At 30.2% G+C, this 25,944-nt stretch carries 16 protein-coding genes; 15 read left to right on the top strand and 1 reads right to left on the bottom strand.

All coding sequences use genetic code 11. The features are described 5' to 3' along the window. The first annotated feature begins 6 nt into the window (after window positions 1-6). The 6 genes from ACFVRR_RS18275 to dcm all read left to right on the top strand — a co-directional run bounded on the left by ACFVRR_RS18275 (window position 7) and on the right by dcm (window position 11,982). Window positions 7-2,754, top strand: a complete 2,748-nt coding sequence (locus tag ACFVRR_RS18275) for a DEAD/DEAH box helicase (protein ID WP_387331461.1) — start codon at window positions 7-9, stop codon at window positions 2,752-2,754. Between the two features lie 374 nt (window positions 2,755-3,128). Continuing rightward, window positions 3,129-6,170, top strand: a complete 3,042-nt coding sequence (locus ACFVRR_RS18270; RefSeq protein WP_387331459.1) for a UvrD-helicase domain-containing protein — start codon at window positions 3,129-3,131, stop codon at window positions 6,168-6,170. Next, entirely contained in the window at window positions 6,160-8,784 is a 2,625-nt protein-coding gene (locus ACFVRR_RS18265) for a hypothetical protein (RefSeq protein WP_387331458.1), read from the top strand. The genes ACFVRR_RS18270 and ACFVRR_RS18265 overlap by 11 nt, the downstream gene beginning before the upstream one ends. Next, window positions 8,777-8,986 carry a hypothetical protein gene (locus tag ACFVRR_RS18260; RefSeq protein ID WP_387331456.1) on the top strand — a complete coding sequence of 70 codons (210 nt, stop codon included), beginning with the start codon at window positions 8,777-8,779 and terminating at the stop codon, window positions 8,984-8,986. Before ACFVRR_RS18265 ends, ACFVRR_RS18260 begins: the two co-directional genes overlap by 8 nt. 49 nt (window positions 8,987-9,035) lie before the next feature. After that, complete coding sequence (locus ACFVRR_RS18255; RefSeq protein ID WP_387331454.1) at window positions 9,036-10,445, top strand: UvrD-helicase domain-containing protein; 1,410 nt, start codon at window positions 9,036-9,038, stop codon at window positions 10,443-10,445. A gap of 283 nt (window positions 10,446-10,728) precedes the next feature. After that, window positions 10,729-11,982, top strand: coding sequence for a DNA (cytosine-5-)-methyltransferase (gene dcm / locus ACFVRR_RS18250; protein ID WP_387331452.1), 1,254 nt, complete (start codon window positions 10,729-10,731; stop codon window positions 11,980-11,982). Here dcm and ACFVRR_RS18245 read toward each other — a convergent pair. After that, entirely contained in the window at window positions 11,974-13,311 is a 1,338-nt protein-coding gene (locus ACFVRR_RS18245; RefSeq protein WP_387331450.1) for a Sau3AI family type II restriction endonuclease, read from the bottom strand. The two genes, dcm and ACFVRR_RS18245, sit on opposite strands and share 9 nt — an antisense overlap. A 359-nt stretch (window positions 13,312-13,670) precedes the next feature. Here ACFVRR_RS18245 and ACFVRR_RS18240 point away from each other — a divergent pair, with 359 nt between their 5' ends. From ACFVRR_RS18240 to ACFVRR_RS18200, 9 genes are all read left to right on the top strand, one after another. Beyond that, window positions 13,671-15,599, top strand: a complete 1,929-nt coding sequence (locus tag ACFVRR_RS18240) for a hypothetical protein (RefSeq protein WP_387331448.1) — start codon at window positions 13,671-13,673, stop codon at window positions 15,597-15,599. Then, window positions 15,586-16,431, top strand: coding sequence for a hypothetical protein (locus ACFVRR_RS18235; RefSeq protein WP_387331446.1), 846 nt, complete (start codon window positions 15,586-15,588; stop codon window positions 16,429-16,431). The genes ACFVRR_RS18240 and ACFVRR_RS18235 overlap by 14 nt, the downstream gene beginning before the upstream one ends. A 2-nt stretch (window positions 16,432-16,433) precedes the next feature. Beyond that, window positions 16,434-17,204: a DUF6339 family protein gene (locus tag ACFVRR_RS18230; protein WP_387331444.1), complete on the top strand. Its 771-nt coding sequence runs from the start codon at window positions 16,434-16,436 to the stop codon at window positions 17,202-17,204. A gap of 128 nt (window positions 17,205-17,332) precedes the next feature. Beyond that, window positions 17,333-18,682: an HNH endonuclease gene (locus ACFVRR_RS18225; RefSeq protein WP_387331442.1), complete on the top strand. Its 1,350-nt coding sequence runs from the start codon at window positions 17,333-17,335 to the stop codon at window positions 18,680-18,682. Between the two features lie 39 nt (window positions 18,683-18,721). After that, window positions 18,722-19,459: an HNH endonuclease gene (locus tag ACFVRR_RS18220; protein WP_387331440.1), complete on the top strand. Its 738-nt coding sequence runs from the start codon at window positions 18,722-18,724 to the stop codon at window positions 19,457-19,459. Between the two features lie 378 nt (window positions 19,460-19,837). Then, the gene (locus ACFVRR_RS18215) at window positions 19,838-22,561 is read left to right on the top strand and encodes an AAA domain-containing protein (protein WP_387331438.1); all 2,724 of its coding nucleotides are present in this window, start codon (window positions 19,838-19,840) and stop codon (window positions 22,559-22,561) included. A 223-nt stretch (window positions 22,562-22,784) separates the two neighbouring features. Next, complete coding sequence (locus tag ACFVRR_RS18210) at window positions 22,785-23,381, top strand: hypothetical protein (RefSeq protein WP_387331436.1); 597 nt, start codon at window positions 22,785-22,787, stop codon at window positions 23,379-23,381. 51 nt (window positions 23,382-23,432) lie between these two features. Then, window positions 23,433-24,071, top strand: a complete 639-nt coding sequence (locus tag ACFVRR_RS18205; protein WP_387331434.1) for a hypothetical protein — start codon at window positions 23,433-23,435, stop codon at window positions 24,069-24,071. 134 nt (window positions 24,072-24,205) lie between these two features. Further along, window positions 24,206-25,906 carry a hypothetical protein gene (locus ACFVRR_RS18200; RefSeq protein WP_387331433.1) on the top strand — a complete coding sequence of 567 codons (1,701 nt, stop codon included), beginning with the start codon at window positions 24,206-24,208 and terminating at the stop codon, window positions 25,904-25,906. The last annotated feature ends 38 nt before the right edge of the window (window positions 25,907-25,944 follow it).

The following is a 25,944-nucleotide window of genomic DNA, read 5'->3' as shown; positions in this document are numbered from 1 at the left end:
ACGAGAATGGTAAAATTATTCAATTTCAGAAAAAAGAAAAATGAATTTGAAGAAGTTACTAAAATTCATATAAGAGAATCGAAAACTGAGCAAGGTATCGTATATCAACTGCTTAATCAGAAAACAAATGATTCTTTTTCCTTTCCTTTACAACTTTCAATATCTGAATTAAAACTACAAGACCAATTAGATACTCTCGAGGCCTTAGAACAACTTTGGTATGAAGAAGCATTAATTGATATTGAAGGAAAATATCTTCTTCAAACAGAAGTGATTTTTCAACTAGATCAAGAGTATTTAAAACAATTGAAAATTCCTTCACCTACTACTTTTCAGTTGAAATTAGGTCATGAAGGTGTAATAGGAACAAGTAAATTTAAGTATATTCTTGAGAAACATTTAAAGAATTGGAATCACATCGAACGTACTGGAAAACAGGTTGGACCATGGGTAAAACTTGTTGATGGCACAGAATATTTAATGTCACCTGAGCAATTTAAATTTCAAAAAGAACTTCAAACGTTTCCAGAGATGGAAAATAAAGAAGACATTTTAAATTATGTAGCAAGTATTCGTTCTAAAGCAAAACAATTAAATATACTAATGGACGAATATCTTGAAAAACAACAGTATCTATTCATTGATCAGCTGGAATTAGATTTAAATTATGATGGTAAAGAGATAGCATTATTACCAAAATTTAAGTCAAACGATAATATTTCACAGAATATACTTGATATAATGAGTGACAAAAAAGCTAGATATCTTAGTCAAGATGGAGCGAAGATTTTTGTTAATAAAGAGACTTCAAAACAAGCGGATATAATAAGAGAAAGTCCAACAATAAAAGGCCAAGCAATTCCATCATTTGTTGAAAGTCCAGAGGCATTTATTCCTGAATTTGGTGGAATTGATTTATCTCAATTTAGTGATCGAGTAAAGAATTTAGGCATTAAAGTTTATAAAGCTCAACCATACGTTTTTGCATCTGAAAACGAAAGAGGTTGGTTCGGTTTAAAAACTGGTTTTTCAGCAGTAGATGAAGTGGGTGAAAAGCAAGACTTTGCTAATGAAGAAATTGAAAATTTAATTTTAGAAGCAAAAAATAAAGGCCAAGATTATATTGAATGGAATGGGCATTGGCTTAAAATACCTGAAAATGCTAGTGAGTTTATTGAAGGCACCAAAAAGATCAGTGAAGAAATAGTAGATAATAATGGGATACAACTTCATAAGTTACCATATATTCTTGAAATCTTTGAAAATATTGATCACCTAGAATTTAATCAACCTTTACTAAATCTTCAGACAGAATTTAATGATTCCGGTATATTTGAAAAAGTTACTCCTAAGTCATTCAATGCGACATTAAAACCATTTCAAGTGGATGGTTATATTTGGATGAAATATTTACACTATAGAAGAATTGGCGGACTCCTTGCTGATGATATGGGGCTAGGAAAAACAGTACAAGTAATATCATTCTTAACTTATTTATATGAAAAATATGAATTACAACCGACTTTAATAGTTGCACCTAAAACTTTAATTGAAAATTGGAAAATTGAAATTGGTAAATTTGCTCCACAATTGCTCAATAAACTATATACTCATCAAGGAACTAGTAGATATAAAAGTCCTGAATCATTAAATCAGTGTAATATTATTTTAACGACATATCAAACTCTGGTGAATGATCAGCTTTTATTTGGTCAAGTTAATTGGAGTGCAGTAATCTGTGATGAAGCTCAGGCTATAAAAAATCCATCTACCTCAGCTTCCCGAGTGATAAAAGCTCTAAAATCTAGAATGAGATTAGCATTAACAGGTACTCCAGTTGAAAATAGTTTAATCGATTTATGGTCAATCGTAGACTATGTGCAGCCTGGATTATTAGGAAGTTTATCGACCTTTAAAAAAGAATTTGTGACACCATTAAAGTCAGGTGAAAATGCAAATCAGATTGAAAAAGAACTTATCTCAAAAATTGCAAGTGTATATAAACGTAGAACGAAATCGGAAGAACTTTCCGGACAATTACCAGAGAAAAACATAGTCTCAAATCCTGTTCCAATGGGTGAAATACAGTCAAAATTATATTCTGAAGTTATAGCACTTGTAAAAAATGGAATGATGAAAGGGTTAGAAGCGGTTCAGCATTTAAAGAAACTGTCTTCGCATCCAGCTTTACTAAGTGAGTCATATGAAAGTGTATCATTTAAAGAGATACCCAAATTAAAAGAAACTATTGATATTATTCATTCCGTCCGTCAAAAAGGAGAAAAAGTACTCATTTTTACAGAATATATTAAGATGCAATCTATACTGCGTAAGTGTATTCGTGATGAATTTAATGTAAACCCAATGATAATAAATGGCCAAACAGATAGGCGTATGGATTTAGTCGAACTGTTTAATCAAAAAGAAGGATTCGATGTTATGATTCTTTCACCAAAAGCAGCAGGTACAGGACTGACGATTACATCAGCTAATCATGTTATTCACTATACTAGATGGTGGAATCCTGCAGTTGAAAATCAAGCAACTGACCGCGTTTATCGCATTGGACAACAAAAAGATGTATATATATATCATCCAATAGTGACAGACACAAATGGTTTTACTCCAAATGGGACAGTTGAAGAAATTGTTCATCGGATTTTACAAGAGAAACAACATCTTGCATCTAATATTATTACGACTACCAAATCTGTCAATTTTGAAGATGAGGTTTTAGGTGTATTATTAGGATAATTTATAACAAAAAAACTCCCAAATAAGGGAGTTTTTTTGAAAATAAGTAACTTTAGTAATTATTAATGTATTTTTTTGGAATCAATTCCCTCTTTATTGATTTTAAAAAAGGATGTTTAAATAATAAAAATAAATTATACTTATATAGGGATTTGTGTAAAAAAACAAAAAAGTGAAAATCTAACAAACTAATAGATTATACTGGTTTGTCAATGTTGAGTGTAATGAGCAAAGGATTAAAATTAAAATATTCTGACTATTTTGAGGGTTGGATTAATTCATTAATATTTCTTCAAATTCCAATAAAAACTGGCAATTATTTTTTTGCTTTTTATACTCTAATTACCGACTTAATTCTTAGGAGGTTTTGTAAATTGTTCATCGAAGGATTGGTTGAATATAGACCAGGTATTGAAGCAGAGCGATTTGTATGGAAGCATGTTAAGTCCGAATTTTCAAGCCGTGAATGCTTTGGATTTCTACACTTTCCAATGTTTAAAAAAAACCATGCTGGGAAACGAGAGATTGATATTTTGCTTGTCGACCGAGAACTTGGCGTTAATATTATTGAAGTAAAAGGAATAAATATCGAACAAATTGATTATATTCAAGGGCATAAATGGCAATTTAGAAATTATCATTCTACTAGTGGAGAGCCCTTTAACCAAGCTGAGCAGCAACTAAATATGCTTTGTGATGATATAGAAAAGAAAGCTATACTTTATCGTACTTTTAGTAAACGTGCAATGGTTGCTTTACCATATATTACTCATGAACAATGGAAAAAGCGAGGATTTAGTCAGCAATTAAACAATCCTTTCATCTTATTTAAGGATGATTTTGAGAAAGGCACATGGATTCAAAAGCTTAAACAAATTCAAATTTATAAAGCAAGAATTAATATAAATGATTATAAATGGCTTACATTAAAAAAACATTTTTTTATTAAAGATCAACAGGAAGAAATTAATAATAAAAGACAAAATCATTACTCTTCCTTATATATTTTCGTAAATGAGAAACAATTTTTAGAAGAAAAAGAAAATATTGAAACGAAATTAAAAGAAGGAGTAAAGATTTATATCTTTAGCGATTTCTCAATCTCTAAAAATTGGCTAACATCACAAGAGAATTTCGTTGGAGCGTTTCAGCTTCAAGTATTCCATTCAAAAGAGTTAGGCCAATTTATTAAGAAGCAAATCATAATTGATGGTGAAGTAGAAAAATCATTTTTGAAGGACATTCTAGCTCCAGCTTTTCCAATGTTTAACGTTGGTCAGTTTATTGCTACGCATACACCAATTAATGAAAAATTAATGATTACAGCAGGTGCAGGAACTGGTAAAACACATGTAATGATTGACCGTATTTTCTATTTACTAGAAAAGGCTGATATTACACTTAAAGATATTGTGATGATTACTTTCACGAATGCATCAACTGATGAAATGAAGGAGCGTTTAAAAAATAGGCTAATATCCATGTTTAATTTGACTGGAAAGACCAAATATCTCTATTTTGCTGAGGAAGTTAAGAACATGCAAATTAGCACAATTCATTCTTTTTCTAAGTCAATATTAACTCAATTAGCCCATGAAATTGGATTCGGTCGAAACGTGACAGTAAGGAGTTTTATTAAAATCAAAAATGATATTATTGAAAGCCTCATAGATGAATTTTTTAAAGAATACCATGTTAAAGATCTTGTAAAACTGAAGTTAACGCACTATAGCTTAATTAAAATGGTGAGGAGCTTTTGGGATGAACTAGAGAGGAAGGGTCTTACTAAAAATGAAATTGAGTCACTTGACTGGGGAAAAGTAGTGGATGAAAAATATCGAATTTTAAATGATCTTTTTCAATATGTGTTCGAACGCTGTGAAGGGTTACTTGAGATTGTTAAAAAAAAGGAAAATGCGATTGATACTGGGGATATGATTAGAAAGCTGAAGTTGTTTACACAAGGTGATAAAATGAAACAACTTCAAATGGAAAAATATTTATTTATTGATGAATTCCAAGATAGTGATAATACACAAATTGAATTAGTGGCATGCCTCCGAAATCAATTAAATTATCAGTTATTTGTTGTAGGTGATATTAAGCAATCTATTTACCGTTTCCGTGGAGCGGACTATACATCGTTTGAAAGACTAGAAGAACGGGCAGGGAAATTCGAACCGGTAACTTTAAATCAAAATTATCGAACAACTAGTAGCTTACTATCTAAGCTAGATAAGGTATTTTCAGTTTGGGGACAAAAGCGTTGGGGGCCAAATAGGGAGAAAGAAAATTTGCTTCCGTATTCTAAAGATGATTGCTTAATAGGTATGGAGCTTACTAAACCAACAAAAGAAGAGTTTCTATATCCTAGGACGAAAAAGGAATTTTTAGAGTCTGAAACAGTTGAACAGATTCGTAAATCTTTTGAAGTAGTTAATCAACTACCTGACAATGAAAATAAAAAAATCGCACTTATAGTCCGAACAAATAACCAGGCTCTCGAAGTTCGTAAATGGTGTGAACGTGCCAAAATAGGGACCAGCCAAAATCTAGATGGTACTTTTTATAAATCAGAAGCCGTTTTACACTTTAAAATGCTCTTAGACGCATTATTATACTCAAATGAAGCAAGGTATATTGTGAATCTCTTACATTCACCTTATTTTAATTATAAAATACCAAGTAAGCTATTGGTTTCATTTAAAGGTAATAATGATAAACTTATTGAGTTTTTAATATCACATATAGGAAATGATTTTACTCAATATCTTGAAGATTTAAGAAAGCTACCAGTTCTAGCTGTAATACAAAAGATAATGGCTGAAAAGGGACTTTTAAATAATATTCACTCATATTATGAAGCGAAATTTGATAATGATTTAACGATTGAGACCTCAATTAAACAATATGAGAAAAACTTATACTATCTTATGAATATCATTCAACAACAATTTGATTCGATGAATAGTACACTTTGGAGCATTCATGAATGGATATCACTTCAGATTCGTGTGAATCGAAGTGAAAATGAACCGTTGATTGAAACAAATGCTGGAGTTGAAATAACCACGGTACATCGATCAAAAGGATTAGAATACCACACTGTAATTATGCCAAAACTTTCTCACCCATTTGACCACGATTTAACGAGCTTTTATGTTCAAGATGAAAAAGAAATGAATGGTGAAACAAGAATGGTCGGTTGGAAATTAAGGGACTTTCAAAATAATAATTTTTCTACTCTTCAAAATTATGAAAGTTTCGAAGTACAGAGGGAAGAAACTAGGCTTTTGTATGTAGCCATGACACGAGCAAAAAAACGACTAATCCTTGTGATGCCTAAAAAAGCAAAATCAGATACATGGGGTTGGTTATTAGAATCGGCTTTGGATGAGGTGAATTATGAAGATTGATGTATTTACGTATGACGATCCAAGACTATGGAGAAACCATACTCAATATAACAATATAAAAAACGAGATTCATATTTGTGCTACCAAAAATATGTTAGATGGGATATCTGAAGCTTATCAAGACATTGAAGCAGATGAGTTTGTCTTTATGTTTACGATTCGTGAAATGATTGATGAATTATTAATTAAGTGGAGTTCACCTGAAAATCAGTTAAAGCAATATCTGACTCTATCTCGTGTTATTAGTGAATACAATACAGAGAATTTTGATTTAAAAGAGGCATTTCGAAATAATCGTACTGACATACTAGAAACAATAAGATTCCTTACATTTACAGGTGTAAGTCCAGAAGACTTATCTACAATAGACATTAAAAAGGTTGAGTTGACAGATAAGGAGAAACTATTTCAACAAATTTGGTTCAAAGTAGAAGAAATTGATCCAACATTTAAAGGAATTAGGAATCAATTGCGTAATAGATGGTCTACTACAGAAGTGGAAAATACACTTAATAAGCTTTTGGCTAAGAAAAAAATAACAAAAAATGTAAGAGAAGTAAATAAAATAATATTACACGGCTTCTACTTTATTACCCCAGAGCAGCAGGTATTTTTACAAGCTCTTGGTAAAGCCGGATTTGAAATCGTGTTCTTTAACTTCTATGATCAAAGGTACTCTGAAACTTTTAATTTCACTAGAGCGTTCATTTCAAAACAATTTAACTGGACCGATGATTGGAACATAGAAAGTAACCGTGAGATTAAGAGAGAAACAATTGGATCGAAATTCTTAACTGCATTTGAAGGAGAAGAAACTTCAAGGTACAAAATCAATCAGGAAATTATTAGTTATGACTCCTTCTTTGAATTTTTAAATACTGTAATAGTACCAAATTATCCAATTGGAAAACCACAAGATGAACGAAAAGATGTTCAAATTATTGCAACTAATGCAGATATATTAAATGATATATTAGTTCAATATTATCCAGAAAAATTTGCAGAAAGACGAAATTTCCTCCAATATCCGATTGGGCAATTTATAAGTAAAATTCATCAAATGATTGATGCTTCAAGTATAATCTTAAATGAAGATATATTAATTTCAGCTTTTTCATCTGGATGGTTATATAATCCTTTAACTAAAAAGAATGCAAGAGATTACACCTATTTCTTAAAACAGTTATTACCTTTCTTCGAAAACTGTATAAATGTACATGAAGAATGGATACCTAGGTTTTCAGAGTTATTGGACACCTATGAGAATATATTACCTGCCTTTGAGGAACCCGAGGATAATTCAATTGTTAAAACCGTTAGGAGCCCATTTACAAAAATTGCTCATTTTTCTTTGACAAGAAAGCAAGTTGAAGAAGTGCATTATTTTGTTGAACAACTTATAAATATTGCAAATGAATTGTTCGATGTAAAAAATAAAGAGGCATCTATTAGTGAGCATTTTAAAAAATTACAAATTATATTAGATAAACGTAATCCAAGTAATCACTTTGACTTGTTCCCTGATGAAGTAGATATTATTGGAAAGTTGAATGATAAATTAAAGATTATTCGTGACGATAATTACTTCTTATATGACGACATTGGAGAAGCCATCAATTTTTACCTAAGCGGGAAATTATCACATAAAGATGAATCTTTTATTAAGCCTTTTATAGAGGTAGATGGTGAAGCATTTAAGCAAAATATTAATAAATTTTATTTAACTGGATTAGATGAAAAAGGTTTACCGCTAGACGAATTTAGTACGCCATGGCCATTACAAGAGGTAACTTTTGAAAAATTATCTATTCGTTATGATGTACTTGAACTAAATACATTAAGAAATAAATCAGTTAAACAAATTTCTAGATATTTATTGTTTATTGCTTTTGAATTCTTAATTGAGAAAAATATGGAACTTTCATGGATGAAGAATTTCCTAGATCGTAAAAATCTTCAACCAGCTGTATATATTTACCAGCTTGGAATGAGAATCAAAGATTCTAAGGTTGAAGAGAACTGTGTATTAAATGAAATTAGGCCAAACCCAGTTGACTTTAACAATTTTGAAATAGAATTAAACCATGAGGATCTTTCAGATTTAGAATTTACAGATTTTTTAATTGAATATAAGCAGTGTCCCCGACGATTTTACTATAGTTATATACTCAATAAAATGCCTGTTTTTAAAGATGATTTTATCCATCAATTTTTGTATACTGATCTAATTAGATTAGTAAGAAGGAGTACTTCATTGGATAATCCACAGGTTATAAAAGTTGTGGGAGATTTGTTTCCTCAATGGACTGACTATAAAAAAGAGGTAATTGCAGAAACATATATACGTAGTGCAGGACCAAAAGAAGTATTAGAGGAAATAAGTTCGTCAACTAAAGTAAGTAAAGCGAGGATAAATTTCCAATTTCCTGGACTAATAAATAAAGAAAGAGATAGTTTAGTAGAAGAGACGAAAAAAGATATGTCTTCTTTAATTGAAGATTTAGAGGAAGTAATTAATCAAAATACAACAATATTTACTGCAGTTCCAGGGAAGCATTGTCGTTTTTGCCCTCATTTAGATACATGTAGTGAAGGAGAGTATCCAATTGATTGAGGTGAATAAAAAAAATAACAACATCTGGAAAATAGTAGCTGCAAAATGGAGATTTAAGGAAGAAGAAAATGAATTTCTTGTTTCGATAGAAGAAATTACAGAAGAAATTACAAATGAGATTCTTGATGGTGGACTTTTAAAGAGTACATTTGATTTTTTAGATTCAGACGATGAAGATGATGACGAGGAAGACTGGCCTTAATAAAATCAAGGAGGTGTAGAGAAGGAGAATTTCATCTCCTTAATTTATAATGGAAAATAAAATTGAAAGTGAAGTAAAGTTAACTACCGAACAACAAGAAATTGTTGATTACACTGGAAATGAAATATTAATCAGGGGGATTGCTGGTAGCGGAAAAACCTTGGTCTTATTAAAAAAAGCAAAACAAACTGCATTAAAATATCCTGATGAAAAAATAGCTATTTTTACTTTTGTTGGAGCACTCTCTAATTCAACTAATCTATTAATAGAAAAATATAATCTAAAAAATTTAGAAGTAAAAACTTTTCATTCATGGGCTATGAGTAATTATGCAAAAGTAATGAAAAAGAAATTCTACCTGACTAAAGGTAAGCAACAAGATGATTTTATTAAGAAAGCGATAAAAAATCTATCAAGTCTTAAACATCGTTTTGTAAATAACGAGGATTATTTCGAATTCTTAAAAGATGAGATAAAGTGGATTAAAGGTAAAGGAATATCAACGAAAAATGATTATCTCGAAGTTAATAGAAGAGGAAGAGGAACAAATACACGAGTTACTATTTCTGATCGTGAAATCATTTATCAAGTATTTGACCAATATAATAAAGAAAAAGATTATTTGTTGGATTTTGATGATATAGCCGTTATTCTTATGAAGCATCAAAATCAAATCACAGACTCTATTAAGTATGATCATGTTTTTGTTGATGAGGCACAGGATTTACAACAAGTCCAATTACAAGTATTAAGAAATATCTCAAAAAAATCATTTATAGTTGCTGCGGATAAAGGACAGAAGATTTATAAAACTTCATTTACTTGGAAGGATATTGGATTAAATGTAACGGGTAATCGTACAAAAATATTAAAGGATTCATACAGATCAACTAAACAAATAATCAAATTAGCAGGAAGCCTTCAGCAAAATGACAACATTATTTATGATGAAGAATATGTAGCACCAACTTTGCCCGATAAGGAGGGTCCAATACCTCATTTATTTAAATGTAAAACAGCTGACATACATGATAAAGAAATAATAAAATCAGTAAAAAGTATACTTGGAAAAACCCCTAATTGTACAATTGGAATTTTATATCGTGATGGAAAATCTAGGAATTCAGCAAAATACAGAATTCAAAAAGCATTAAAAGTAGCAGGAATTGAATATGAGGACATAAAGGATAATGGGAATCCACATACCTTTGGAATTAAACTTTGTACTTTCCATTCAGCTAAAGGTCTTGAATTTGACTTTGTATTTATAATCGATTTAATAGACCCTACTCGAATTCCAGATGAAGATAAAGAAGAGAATTATTGGGAAATTGAAAGACGATTACTTTATGTTTCAATTACTCGTGCGCGTGCTCATTTACAATTGTTTACCTATGGGAATCCATTAAGGCTAATTAATGAATTAGATTCTTCTTTATATAAAAGTATTTCACTCTAATAGATAAAATATTAGTAAATGAGAATGTTTTAATAAAAGGCAACTATTTCAGAAAAGTACTTGACCTAATCAATAAAAATGATTAGGTTTTTTAAATTAATAGATGGAAAGTTACATTTTACTTATTTGTTGAATGCAATATTTATTTAGAATACTCATAATAATTTTTCTCGAATTTTAGTTTACTTTTTTCTTCATGTTTTAAACAAAATCATGTATCATAGTGATATAATAAGTGCAGAAAGTATGTTCGTGTTTTTGTTTTAGAAAGGATGTAAATAATATGCTTAAAGTTATAGAATTGTTTGCAGGTGTAGGAGGATTTAGACTTGGTTTAGAAAAAACTGAGTTTTTTAATATAGTGCTGGGAAACCAATGGGAGCCTTCAAAAAAAGCACAAGATGCGTTTAATTGCTATGCATCCAATTTCAATTCTGGAGTACATCTTAATCAAGATATCGCAACTATTGATATTGAAAACATTCCAGAAGCTGAAGTATTAGTTGGTGGATTTCCATGTCAAGATTATTCAGTTGCACGTTCATTAAATGGTGAACAAGGCATTCAGGGGAAAAAGGGTGTTTTATTTTGGGAAATTATGAGATTGGTGAATCAATTAAATAAAAAACCTAAATTTATATTACTTGAAAATGTAGATCGTCTATTAAAGTCTCCGTCGACACAAAGAGGTCGAGATTTTGGGATTATGCTTAGTAGTTTGAGTAATGCGGGTTATGATGTTGAATGGCGAGTAATCAATGCAGCTGAGTACGGTTTGGCACAAAGAAGAAGAAGAGTATTTATATTTGCATATAGAAGTAATAGTGAATATGCAAATTTTCTTAAAGATAAATCAAATGATGAAATCTTATTTAATGAAGGGTTATTTGCGAAAAAGTTTCCAGTTGAGCCTTGGCTTAACAATTTGACCAAAATCACCGAAGAAGAAATCACGTCTGATATTTTATCGACTTCTGATAATTTTAACGCTCAATTTTATAATGGTGGAATTATGCGTAATGGTAAATTTTTAACTCAAGAGTTAACACCAATAATTGAAAACCCAACACCTTTAAAAGAAATATTAGAAAGAAATGTTGATGAAAAATACTATTTAAACGAAGAAGTTGCTAAGAAGTTTGAGTATCTAAAAGGGCCAAAGAGAATTGAGCGCACTTCTGCGACTGGTCATAAATATATTTTTTCAGAGGGTGGAATGTCATTTCCTGAAGACTTAGATAAACCAGGTAGAACTATGTTAACTAGTGAAGGTACTTCAAATCGTAGCTCTCACGTAGTTGCAGATTTGGATACGAATCGATTAAGATTTTTAACACCTGTTGAATGCGAAAGATTAAATGGATTTCCTGATAATTGGACAAACACTGGAATGTCAGAACGTATGAGATATTTCTGTATGGGAAATGCACTTGTTGTAGATCTTGTGGCAAGAATGGGTGAAAGAATTAAAGAGATTGAGTTAGAATTTAATAAAGAATTAGTAGATACAAAAAAAGAAGAAAATGTCTCACTTTGAGACATTTTCTTCTTTTTTTATTTGTTCAAGAATATAGGAATTATTTAACCAAAAACATTTCTTTACTAAATTCTCACCATACGGTGTAGGGTAAGTATCAGAAGCATTTCTAGCGTGTGGTCTTACATGAGCAACAGGATTTTCAGTTTGCTTAGGCAAAACATGCGCAAGTTCATTATTAATCTGACTAACTGTTTTATTCCATACAATCTCAACTTGATCAAGATCTTCTGCAGGAATTGTCCAAAAAAATGCATTTGAAAAAATATAATCGTCTTTATTCTTTTTGAAAATCACAAATAAAAATCGAGTATCAAGGAACATATTTCTTAATTCTGATTCTTCCCAAGTTTCATTTACAATCTCATTATATTTAAAAGTAGGAAAAGACATACTTTCTTTAATTTTACCATTTTCTTCGATACGTATAGCTTTAATTTTGGTATTAGACTTTATAAATTCCTCTGATTTATTTAAATCCTTTATTTCAGAATTTAGCATCTTAGCAGCGATTAAATATGTTTTCCCTTTGCTTGTTTCATTGATATCAAATAAATTACATAGATCGGAAAGGCTTCTTCCAAAATAATTATGATATATTCCAATAATAAATTCATCAATTGTTTTCCCTTGTAAGTCATCGGTGATTGGGGTATATGTTTGTTTACGCTTCAGAATATATTCGTTTAAAACATATGTCATATAGGATGACTTAAGAGAAAATGCACGTTGTTTAGCTAATTCATCTGAAAATGGTTGTTGTCTAAGACTTTCTTTGTTTGCTCCTTTAGTACATGCACTTAAATAAAATGTATCAGATTCAGATAATTCATGTGCTCTACCTTCTTTAATTTTACTTACGATTGTATTCCAATCCGATTTTATTATTTCTAAATCTTTTTCTGGAAATTCGAATAATTGAGCATGCGTAATTTTATAATTTTCTTTTGAAACACCTTGTTGAAACAAATAAAAAATTAATAAAATTAATTTGTTTTTTTTCCAAAAGGAACTGTTTTCAAAATCAAACTTATATTCGTTCATGTAGTTGATAATATTTAAAACTAATCTTTCCTTTGAAGAATATGTTTTGTTCATATTTTGTTTATAAGGTGTAACTTTTAGTTCAACTCCAGCTTCGGCAAAATCAGCTTCACTATTTGAATTTGGTTCGTACCCGAAATGATACTTCTCAACTATGGTACCAAGACCACCTTTATGCGCTTTATTATTAGTAACATCATGAGGTGTAATTTCATAAAACGTTTTATTTTCTAATATTTTGGCGTATCGTTCGATATCTATTGGATCGTAAGTATTATAGTCCATTTTAATAATCTCCTTCTTACCAAGTAATTTAATTATAAGTATTATTTGCTATTCCAACAATATAAAAGAACCTGTTCATTTCTTTGAATATATACTTTGAAATTTAAAAAATTAAAAGGGAACAATTACATATTTTTTTAATATTATTCAATTTTAAATAGTTTCTGTATCGATGAAAATAATCAAAAAGTCCTATAATATTCAAAAAATTGTTAATACCTATTCATAAACTTGAGTGGGTAATTTGTTATAATCAAATTGTAAAGAAATTTAATTTGACTCTTTGAGGATTGTAAATTTTATTGATTAGTTTAAGTTCAATAACAATTGTAATGTTTGATATAAAAGGAGGAACAAAAATGAATTTTTGGAATTTCCCTTCCGCGCTAGGTGGTAATATAAATTCGATTAATGATGCAGGTATTGAAACATTCCGAAATAATGTTGTAGAAGGTAAAGTTCGAGAAGATATTCAAAATTCTTTAGACGCAGTAAAAGATAGAACTAAGCCGGTAATGGTTGAGTTTTCTCATTTTACACTAGATATTACAAATTTCCCTGGTAAGAACGAACTTATTAATGTATTTAAAAACTGTAAAGATACGTGGAAAGGCAAAAATAAAAAAAGTGAGGAGTTTATTGAACAATCATTAAATATACTTCAAAGAAATAAAATAGATTTTTTAAGAATTAGTGACTTTAATACAACTGGTTTAGTGGGTGCTGAGAGCGCAGAAATAGGCTCACCTTGGAGTTCACTTGTAAAGGAATCAGGTTCGTCAAATAAAGGGGACAGTTCTGGTGGTAGTTTTGGAATTGGTAAAGCTGCGTCTTTTTTAGCATCTGATTTACGAACAATCTATTATTCTAGTTTTGCAGATGATGGTTATGAATCTCATATTGGAGTTTCCAACATAATGTCATTTAGAAAGCAAAATAATGAAATAACCCTTGGAAAGGGCTACTATACAAATAAAAATGAATCGACTGCAATAAATGGGTTAATAAATTTAGATCCTAAATTTATTAGAAAAGAGACAGGTACTGATATTTACGTTTCTGCTTTCTATCCTAAATCAGATTGGAAAAAAGAAATGTTGCACTCAGTAGTAAAGAATTTCTTTATCACAATTATTGAGAAAAAATTAGTTGTAAAAATTAACGATATGTTTATAAATCACGAAAATATTGGTGAATTAATTTTACAACTTGAAGATAATGAGGAAAATAGAGTATTAAAAAATTACTACTTATTGTTACATTCTAAAAATGTTAGAAGATTCTCTTATTCTGCTTTTGAATACAAAGGTAATATAACTTTTAAGGAAGGGGAAGCAGAATTATTTTTAATGGATGGTGAAAATCTGAATAGAAGAGTTTTAATGACAAGAGAAACTGGAATGTTTATATATGAGCAAAAAAATCTAAGTGGTAGCATTTCATTCACTGGTTTATTAAGAATTACCGGAAAAAGTATGAATAAAGTTTTTAAAGAAATGGAAAATCCTGCTCATAATGAATGGGTAGCTAATAGATTTCATAATCCAAGTTTAGCAAAGAAGATTTTGCAGGATTTAAGAAAATTTATCAGGGAAACGATTAAAGACACTTATACCCAGTCAAATTCAGAAGTAATGGATGCTGTAGGATTAAGCGACTTTTTACCTAATCAAAGTTTAATTTCTAGTGAAGGTACAATTGATAAAGAGTCCATTACTTCTAGAGTAAAATCAATAAATTCCTCCAAAAAAACTGTTGAAAAGCCTAAAAAGAAGAGCCGTTCGAAAGAGAAGAAAAAGTCTGAGGAAGTTGAGGAACTACTTGGCACAACTGGAATAGAAGCTGGAAATCAAGGCGAAGAAGAAACGGAAACAGAAACAGGTACTGGAAACGAAACAGGTAATACATCTAAAGATAATAATGATCGAGAAAATGATAGAGAAAAAGATGCAGAGAGAAAACAAAATTCTACAAACACCATCTCGATTACATCTAAGCAGAAATATCTTTGTACAGATAAAAAATCTGGTAAATACAAATTTAATATTATTACTGAGAAATCTATTCAAAATGGACGTCTCGAGTTTATTGGAATTGGCGAACAAAGTGATTTTGACTTACCTTTAAAAAATGCAATTTTTAATAATGAAGATATTGAAATTGAAAATATTTCAGCAAACGCAATCAATTTTAAATCTAAAAATAAAAATAAGAATTTAAATTTAACTATTGAAATTGAGTATCCAGAATATTGCACCATGGAGGTTTCTGTTTATGAAGTTAAATAGTTCATACCCTTATCCGGTTTTATTTGAGGGAAATGATGATTATATTAATTCGGAATTTAATGTAGATATTGCTGTTGATGAGTCGTTTGGTGAGTTAAAGATAACAACAAATTTTAAATTGCAGAATGAAGAGTTAGAGCATTTAATTCATAAAGAAATGGCCGTGTATATGATTCATATTGAGTGTCCACAAACTAGTTTTAGAAAAGCATATAAATCAACTGAGGAAATATTAAATATTGCGATTAAATCAAGTGAAATAAGAGGGAAAGTTATTATTCATTCATTTGTAGTCGCTCTAAAAAATATTGAAAATTATACAAACATTTTTTTAAATGAGTGGTATAAAGACTCATTAATAACATTCGAAAAAGGCAACTTTTTAGCAATTGGAGATGCAATCGAAGTAACACTATTGGAAGAAAACATTGAACATATGAACTTACCTTCAATCGTTTCGATTCATAAATCAGATACAAGCGAGTTTATGGAAGTAGATTTATCCTCTTCAAACATAAACATACTCTTACCAAAGTATGAGTATGAACAATATGCTAATGCTTCAAATTCTAATTTGAAAAGTACAATACTTTCAATGGTAATTATGCCATGTCTTACACATACGTTTTCACAAATAGCTGAAAATAGCGAGGATTATGAAGATAATCTATGGTATCAGGTTATGAAAAAATTATTTAAAGACAATGGATATGATATAGCGGATGTAGGGTCAGATACGCTTCCGCCACTTAAAGCTGCACAACTTGTGCTAAGAAAACCAGTCAAAACAAGCTTTGAGGAAATATCTAAGTTTCATAACATGGAGGATTAATCATGAGATTACAATTTATGTCCGAAGTAGGATTACAAGATTTAAGGTTAAATTATGATTTGCATAGGAAAGCATACCATAAAAAAAATTATACCTGGTTTGATGAATTTTTCAATCAAAAGGGTAGACTAATAGAATCTAATATTGAGTTCGAGATGCCCAAATTAAATTTTAGTGAAAACTTTGCAGTAAGTGATAAAGAAAATGTTAAGTTAGTTTATCGAGCCCTAAAAAATTTAACAATTTCTCAGGCTACACAAGAAAAACTATGGGCTGGACTAGTTCATTTACAATTTAGAGAATATGCATTTAATAGACTTAGTAATGAGTTAAGTGAAGAAAATGACAAACGAATAAATACTGCATTATTCTTTAAAAATGGAACAAAAAGATCTCTGTTTGTTCATATTCTAGCCAGATTATGGTGGGTAGGATATATGACCTATGATGAAAATAATAAAGAGAACCCATTTTGGTTAACTGATTTCTTCTGCGAAAAGGATTTCTCTGCCAGGTCTGTTGTATTTTTTTCTAGTAATTTTACTTCTAATCGTAATATTACAATAGGTATATTACGAGCAATTTATAAATTAAATGAGCAAGGCCACAATATTACGAGGGACTTTTTTGTTCAAGCGAATAAATATCTAAATGTTATTGGTGGAGCTATGGTTTTAGATATGTTAAGTACTGAAGAGGTAGAGGAACTAATCATGGCACATTTAATAAAAGTTTTAAAACTTGAAGATAAGCAACTTCAACAAGTTTTTTAAAAGCTTTAACAGATGATAAAAGGTTTTAAGTTTTTTTCATACTTAAAAATTCCAACATTGAAATTAGTATATTAGAATTATCAATTTAAGAATATTTATCATATAAAGTGAGGGGTATCCTTTTGGATATGAGCAATTATAATAAAAGCGTTGCAAAAAGAGAATATGTTAAGGGAAGAAGTAAGGAAACCGAGTTCTATATTCTTACTGCAAAATTCACTGATAAGGATTATAAGCTTACTTTGTTGAGAAATCATTCAAAAGTATATGAAAATCATTTTGAAGGTTTAACAAAATCAAAGTTTGGTGCCTTTGAATGGCTTCTAAACTATGATTCTTCAATATTTGAATTGGATAAAGTAACAATGGTTCATTACAAGGAAGATAGACCAAATACAGATTCTTGGGTTAAGGATACAAAAATTGAAATGCAAAAAAATTTAGATTCTTATTATAAAAATTCAAAGGTTCAGAATGTTGTAAGAGTGCAAGAGGTTAACAAGCAAAAAGATGAAAAACAGTATACCAAAGCCAATCATGATTCAGAATTAATGAATAAGAACACTTGGATTTTTCAAGGTAATCCTAAAACTTTTGATATAGACAATTACGTTTCTGATTATAGATATGTTTGGTGGTCCCTAAGACAAAAGCATTTCTTAGATACAATTTCGATTAACGATGAAGTCTTCTTTTGGAGGTCAGATGGAAAACAGCGTATGTCAGGAGGAGTACTAGCGAAGGGAAGAGTAGTTGGTTTGCCTCAGGAAAGAGCAAATGATGAAAGTGCTAAAGATTACTGGTATACAGATGAATGGAAAAATCCATATCTAGCAGTAAAGCTAGAAGTGCTCGAAGTTAAACTTGAATTAGGTTTTATTAGCAGACAAACACTACTAAATCATTCTATTTTAAAAGATTTACTTATTCATAAGTTAAAGACGCAAACAAACTATAAGTTGTCTCAAGAACACGCAAAAGAATTACAAAAGTTATGGGCATCAAAAGCTAGTGACAAGAATTATCGAATAAGTATAAATGATTTAGAAAGCATAATGGATTCTGAAATAAAGGAGACTGAGAAAGAGCAAGTGATCAAGTCCAGAATTGGTCAATCTACTTTTAAAAAGGCTCTTTTAGCAATTAATACGAAATGCGTATTATGTGGAGTCTCAGATGAGAGATTTTTGGTTGCTAGTCATGTTAAACCATGGAGTCAATCTAATCATCGTGAGCGTCTAGACGTTAATAACGGTTTATTGCTATGTCCAAATCACGATGCTTTATTTGATAAGGGATATATTAGCTTTGATGTTGATGGAAATATTTTGATTTCGGACAATTTAGATGCAATTACAAAAATGTTTCTAAATATTAATGAAAATATAAAAATTAATTTGAATGAAAGTCAAAGGGAATACATGAACTGGCACCATAAAAATATATTTAAGGTTCCGTTAGTAAATAGTGAAATCTAAACCATAATAACAAATTACGCATCTTAGAGAGGTTACATCATGACATTTTCTAAAGTTAGTGTTCCACAATTAGAACCAGTTAAACGAGCAAGAGAATATAACCTTTATGATGATTCTACTAGAGATAGAGCAATTTTTGAATATCTGTTTAATTCTGAGAGTCATCGATGGATTGATGAGCATGTAATTGGATTAAAATCAAATGAAAGTCGTGGATACCAGGCAATGGGAATATTGCATTTTATTGGATTAAAAAATATCCATAAAGGAATATTCAATGGCAAAAGTATTCAAGAAGCTATTTTAATACTTGAAGACCAAAAATATGATTTTAACTTAGTACTCGATTGCCTTTATAGGCTTACTAATCAATCAAAGAAGAGCTGGAATTTAGTAGATATAATATTTGAAGATATAGAATCAGAAAAAGCTGAAGAAGAAAGTTATTACACAGATGGAGCGGTAAAAAAATATTACGGAAAGCGTTTTGAAAGAAATCCTGAGAATAGAAGAAAAGCTATTGAAATACATGGCTTAAATTGCTTTGCTTGTGGGTTTAATTTTGAAAAGGTTTATGGTGAGCGAGGAATGGATTTCATCGAGGTCCATCATCTTAAACCCTTAAGTACTTTAGGCGAAGAGGTTATTATTAATCCAAAGGAAGATCTCGTACCTGTTTGTTCGAATTGTCATAGAATGATTCATAGAAGAAAAGACCATGTATTAAGTATTGAAGAATTAAAGGCAATGATTATAAGGAAAGATTGGTCATTATGAAATATATGTGTGGAATTAAAATGGGATATTAAGTTTTTAATTTAAAATTATATCAATATAAAGATAATAACGTTCTATTATAAGAACGAAATAAAATAATTATTAAGAAATGTGTACATCGGGAATTGTACACATTTTTGTTATGGAAAGGAAGGCATATAGTTAGTCATTTTAAAATAAAATAATTTAGAGTTAATAGATTATAGTAGAATGTGAAAATTAATTTATTGAGTATGAAAAGATGGCAAATGAAACACGTTCATTTTTGCCATTACAAAAGATATATGTACCTGAATAAAAATAAGTTATTATATATTAAAAAGACTCCCTTTTAAGGGAGTTTTGTTATGTTGATTAAGATAGAAGGGACTCAGGGAATTGAACGATGACAAAGATCTTATCCTAATAAAAAACATGGATAAAACGGAAGAAATAGAGTTTTGTGAATTAGTAAAAGACAAATTCGAAGTTAAATATCGAAATAGTAGTAAGTCTTATTGCTATAATTCTTTGAATGTTTGTTGGTATAAGGATCCCAAAGTATATGACCCAAAGAAATGGCTTGTTTATGAAAATAACAGTCCAGTCAACGGTGTATTTAAGATTCTTGATTTTGGTGAATATATAAAACTTAAGTTTCAATCAGGTTATAAAAAGTTATACAAAAAATCAGAGATTTATATCGAAGAAACTAGTTTAAAGAATAGTAGTTCCAAAAACATCTTTGAATACTTAAATAAACTTGCAGGACAAATTAGTGTAAGGGATGAAAGAGAGAAAAGTTTTTTAAGTCAACAATACAGTAAACTTGAAGTAATTAGTCCTCGTAGCGTTCTATCAACATATATAGAAAAAAAGTCTTTTATAAAAAAAGATATTGAAGCAAATGCTATATTCCCTTTTGGGTTTAATCAAAGTCAAAAATATGCAGCTGAGAAAGCATTAAATAATCAAATAAGTGTAATTGAAGGACCACCTGGAACTGGAAAAACACAAACTATCCTAAATATTATAGCAAACGCAATATTGAATGATAAAACTGTCGCAGTGGTATCGAATAATAATTCTGCAACTGCAAATGTGTTAGAAAAGTTACAACGATACGAAATTGATTTCATTGCTGCATATTTAGGAAATAACGAAAATAAAGCGAAATTCTTAGCAGAACAAAACAGTATATTACCGAATATGAACGGCTGGAAAATGCCAATTGAAGAATTTGACTTATTAAAAACAGAATTAATTTCATCTCAGAAAAAATTAAATGAGATGCTAAGTTATCGAAATAAACAGGCACTTTTAAAGCAAGAATTATCAAATATACGAACTGAAAATGAGTATTTTAATCAGTATTATAAAGAAACCGTTTTTGAAAATTATCATTTCAAATCCATATCTAAATTAAATTCAGATAAAATATTAAAATTGTTAATTGAATATAAACAAAAGTCTATCAAAGGAAAAATAACCTTAACAGAAAAGTTATTCAACTTATTAATTTATGGAGTATATGATATTAAAATTTATAGTTATCCACCTGAACAAGCTATCTCATATTTACAAAAGAATTTTTATGAGAAAAAAATCAAAGAGAATAATTTTCAATTAAATGAATTAACTAAAACACTTGAAAACTATAATTTTGAAAATGAAATGAAAGAATATAGTAGACGTTCAATGGACTTATTTAAAGCGAAGTTGGCTATGAAATATAGTGGATGTAATAGAAGTGTTTTTCAAAAAGTGGATCTTTGGAAGAACTTCGATAAATTTGCTAATGAATATCCAGTAACACTTAGTACAACTCAGTCGTTACTTAGTAGTACCGGGAAAAAATATCTCTTTGATTACGTAATTGTAGATGAAGCTTCCCAGGTTGATATAGTTACTGGGGCTCTTGCACTTGCAGCAGCTAAAAATGCAGTAATAGTAGGTGACACGAAACAGCTTCCAAATGTAGTGCCTAAAGAAGTTGCTACGATCACAAACAATATATTTAATTCTTATGGATTAGTGGAAGCTTATAATTATACTACAAATAGCTTATTGTCATCGTTCCTTACATTATTTGAAGATATCCCTAAAACACTATTAAAGGAACACTATCGCTGCCATCCTAAGATTATTGGGTTCTGTAATCAAAAATTTTATAATAATGAATTGATTGTAATGACTGATGAAGAGGATTTAAATAATCCACTGGTATTATACAAAACTTCAAAAGGTAATCATGCTAGAGATAGGATAAATCAAAGACAAATTGAGGTTATCTTTGATGAAATTATACCGGAACAAAAAATTGATGAAGGAAAACAATCGGTAGGTATTATTTCACCATATCGTTTGCAGGCCGAAGAGCTTTCAAAGGTTGCAGGTCGTCGCAATATTCAGGTAGATACGGTTCATAAATTTCAAGGGAGAGAAAAAGATGTAATAATCCTTTCTACAGTAGCTAATACAGTAAAAGTTGAAGACTTTGTGGACGACCCAAATTTAATAAACGTTGCAGTTTCTCGTGCTGTCGAAAAATTAATTGTTGTAGCATCAGATGGTGGAGAAAAATGGAAAGGCACTAATATTGGAGATTTAGTAAGATATATTCAATATAATAATTTTGAAGTTATTGAGAGTAAAATATATTCTGTATTTGATCTTCTATATAGTAGCTATTCGTATAAATTACTAGATACGTTGAAAAAGACTAAGAATGTTTCTGAATATAAATCAGAAAATATAATGAATGTGGTCATAAGTGAAATATTGAATTTGCCTGAATATCAAAACCTTAGTTATGTAATGCATCAGCCTTTAAGGATGCTAATTAGAGATCCATATAAATTGACAGATGAAGAAGCAAAATATGCGATGAATATTTTGACACATACTGATTTCCTAATTTTTAATAAAGTTGATAAGATGCCAATTTTAGTTGTTGAAGTAGATGGTTATGCTTTCCATGCAAATAACCCAACGCAATTAAAACGAGACAAGATGAAAGATGAAATTTTGAATAAATATGATATTCCTATAATTAGATTGAAAACAAATGAGAGTAGAGAGGAAGAAAGATTACGATTAAAATTAAAGGATATCACTAGGTAAAATCCAAACAACTCTTATAATATAAAATGAAAAAATTTAAGATTAAACTAAAACCTGCTCAATTTTTTGAACAGGTTTTTTATGTTTTTTACTAAAAACATCAATCCCCCAAATAGAACCAATACTTTCATTTACCCAATCAATTTTCTGACCATCCCATCAGTTAAGATTAATCCAGATTTAATCAAACCCTAATCTAAAAGAAACTGAAGGAGGATTTCCTATGAAAAAATTCACTTACCTATTATTAGCACTTCTAATTACCCTACAAGCCGGTTGTTCATCAAGCAACCAAGCAAAACAAATAACAAAAAATTCAAATCCAAAAGAAGAATCAGTAGCTGTCGATAAAGGCCTTTTCAACGTGAAAATTACATTACCGGCTACAATGTTCGAGGGAGATGACATTAATAAAGTCATTGCCGATGCAGAAAAAGAAGGAATCAAAGTAACAAAAAATACCGACGGATCTCTAACCTACAAAATGTCTAAATCTCAACACAAGAAAATGATGAAAGGTATAAGAGAGGAAATCATTAAAACTGTCAATGCAACAAAAGAAAGTAAAGATTTTGTTTCACTAAAGGATATTACTTACAATAACGATTTCTCAGAGTTTACCTTGATTGTAGACAAATCAGCCTATGAAAATAGCATGGATGGTCTCGCCGCATTTACATTTGGGATGTCTGGAATGATGTATCAACTTTATAACGGTGTAGAACCAGATGATTATAAAGTTACCATTTTAGTCAAAGATCAAGCCACACAAAAAGAAATCAATAAAATTGTTTACCCAGATTCGCTTAAAGATAAATAACTCGAAAATTTCATTAGACTAACAAAAAAAATTAAAAGTGAGGTTAAAAAAATGAACAGAAAATATTCAAAGGCAGTAAGTATATTAGGAACGACATTATTAACAATTTCGTTATTATCAGCATGTGGGCAAGGTACAAAAGACGTTACCGTTAAAGAAGACACACCCAAAAAAGAAGAAGCAAAAACAACTAAAAAAGAAGTAAAACCAAAACAATCCAAACTTGGTTCAAGAACGAATCCAGTTCCATTTAAGAAAACTGCTACTGTTGATGACGAATTATATAATGACAATGGAGATTCATTTCCAATTAAGTTTGACTTAAGGGTAGAAGAAGTAGTACGTGGAAATGCTGCATACGCTAAATTAAAAAGCATGAACGAATTTAATGAACCTGCCCCAGAAGGATATGAATGGATTTTAACAAAAGTAAAAGTTAAGTTTGTAGAATCAAAGACTGAAGATTTAGCTTTTATGATTGATGGCATTATGAACTTTAATGTCGTTAGTGAAAATGGAGATATTTATAGCGGGGACAATATTGCTACAACAGAACCAGAGTTTAGCTTTGAAATGTACGTAGGCAATGAAAAAGAAGGCTACATTGCAAAACTAGTAAAAAAAGGCGAAAAAGCACAACTAAGATATGAGGAATTAGTCGGACACCAAGTATTCTTTAATCTACAATAATTCCCATATTAAACCAAAAACGTTCTATCATGAGAACGAAATAATATACTAATTAAGAAATGTGTACAGCCAAATCTGTACACATTTTTTTATGTTATCCAATTACCATCAACAACCCAAAAGGAGAAATGCTAATGCCAAACAAACCGATGATCGAGCTAGAACAAACTCCAGATCCTAAAAAAGGAGGAGTCCCAGTTCTAAGCTACAATGTTCCAGAACCGACATCGTACACGGGAAAAAACTTCATCGAATTAGATTTCATTCCAAAAGGAAAAAATCCAACTGATTATTTTAAACCAGACTGCTTTAAGTCAGAAGCAAATTATGAAAACCAGGAATTTAACAAGCTCAAGTCCATGGATCAAACAGCTTTGAAAGACAAAATCGCAACTGAATTCAAATCAGGTATTGGTAACTCGATTTTAACAAATGCCAAGCTCAACACAAGTTTTCTTAAATTAGCTGAAAGTCCTACAAAGGCTTTATCAATAGATAGTAATTTATCATTGTCAAATGGTATTCAGAGTATAAGTCCTGATGAAGTAGCTACTCAAATAAAAAATGGATTGAAATTAAATGTCTATCGAAATATGTTTGGTGATTTAGTCCATAACTATATTCCAGCGAAGCCAAAAGTTATTAGACCAAGAATTGTTTTAGTTGAAACTTATAAATTGTCATCTTTTTTAGGTGCATATGGAGCTGGAAGAACAATTAAGACATTTTCTCTTTTACCTGGTGAGAAAACGAAAATAAGCGTTAAAACATATCACAAAACTGAGACTTCATCAAAACAGGCTTCAAGCATTCTTGACTCGTTTACAAGTGAAAGTTCTTCAGATTTTGAAAATGCTGTTTCAAGTGAAAACTCTACTAAACAGAATGAATCCGAAAGCTTTGAATACCATGCGGAAGCAGAGGCTGAGGCATCTTGGGGATGGGGAAGTGCGAAAGTTAGTGGAGGAGTGAAAGGTGGTTCGAACTCCTCCAGGGAAGAGTTCTCAAAAAATCTTCAAAATGCTACGTCAAAACATGCTGCTAAAGCTTCTTCAAAAAGAGATGTTCAAATTAATACAAGTACTGAAGTTAAGGAATCCACAGGTGAAGAAACTGAGATCGTAAGAGAAATTGAAAATATCAACGTGAGTAGAACATTAAATTTTGTATTTCGTCAAATGAATCAGGAATTTATTACAATCCAGCATTTGGTTGATCTAAGACTTGCATTTTTTAACGGTGAAAGTAAATCCAAAACAGAGTTTACCTTACCTGAACTTGATAATTTGATCGATCAATATATTGTCGATGACGCTACAAAGAGAAAAGAAGTTAAAGATGCGATATTAAACCAGCTTTTATTTATAAAGGATTATCAAGATAACCAACCTACAGGATTGGATGAAGATGGGAATAGCACAGGTAAAGCTTTTATTCAACAAAAGAATTTACTCGACCTCGATAACAAGCCGGTTAATCCTTACTATCAGTTTTCTAAATCCTTATATTCCTTATATAAAGACCAGACGGGACGGGAAATTTTAGTACAAGGTATTATCATTTCAGTTAAGAAACATGTGATGAGAACAGAAGGGGTAATTGTAGATTCAATTTTAGGTCAAGGTGACGCGCTTGATACGTATTCACATGGATTACAAGATGAGGAAATTCGTACGAAAAAGCTTGCAAATGATTTAAAAGAAAAAGAGATTGAGAAATATGAAATTGCAAAATCGATTTTAGAAAAATCGGAAGTTGAAAAAGGTGCTATTTTTAGTCAACTCTATCCAAATCCTAACTGCTGCTGTTGTGATAAAGAGTCAACAGAGAAGTGAGGGACAGGTAGAGCATGGAAAAAAAAGATAAGATTTTA

This window comes from Gottfriedia sp. NPDC057948 (genome assembly GCF_042887255.1).
Lineage (GTDB): Bacteria > Bacillota > Bacilli > Bacillales > Bacillaceae_G > Gottfriedia.
The sequence above is the reverse complement of the archived record's forward strand: the minus strand, read 5'-3'. Positions and strand labels throughout refer to the sequence as shown.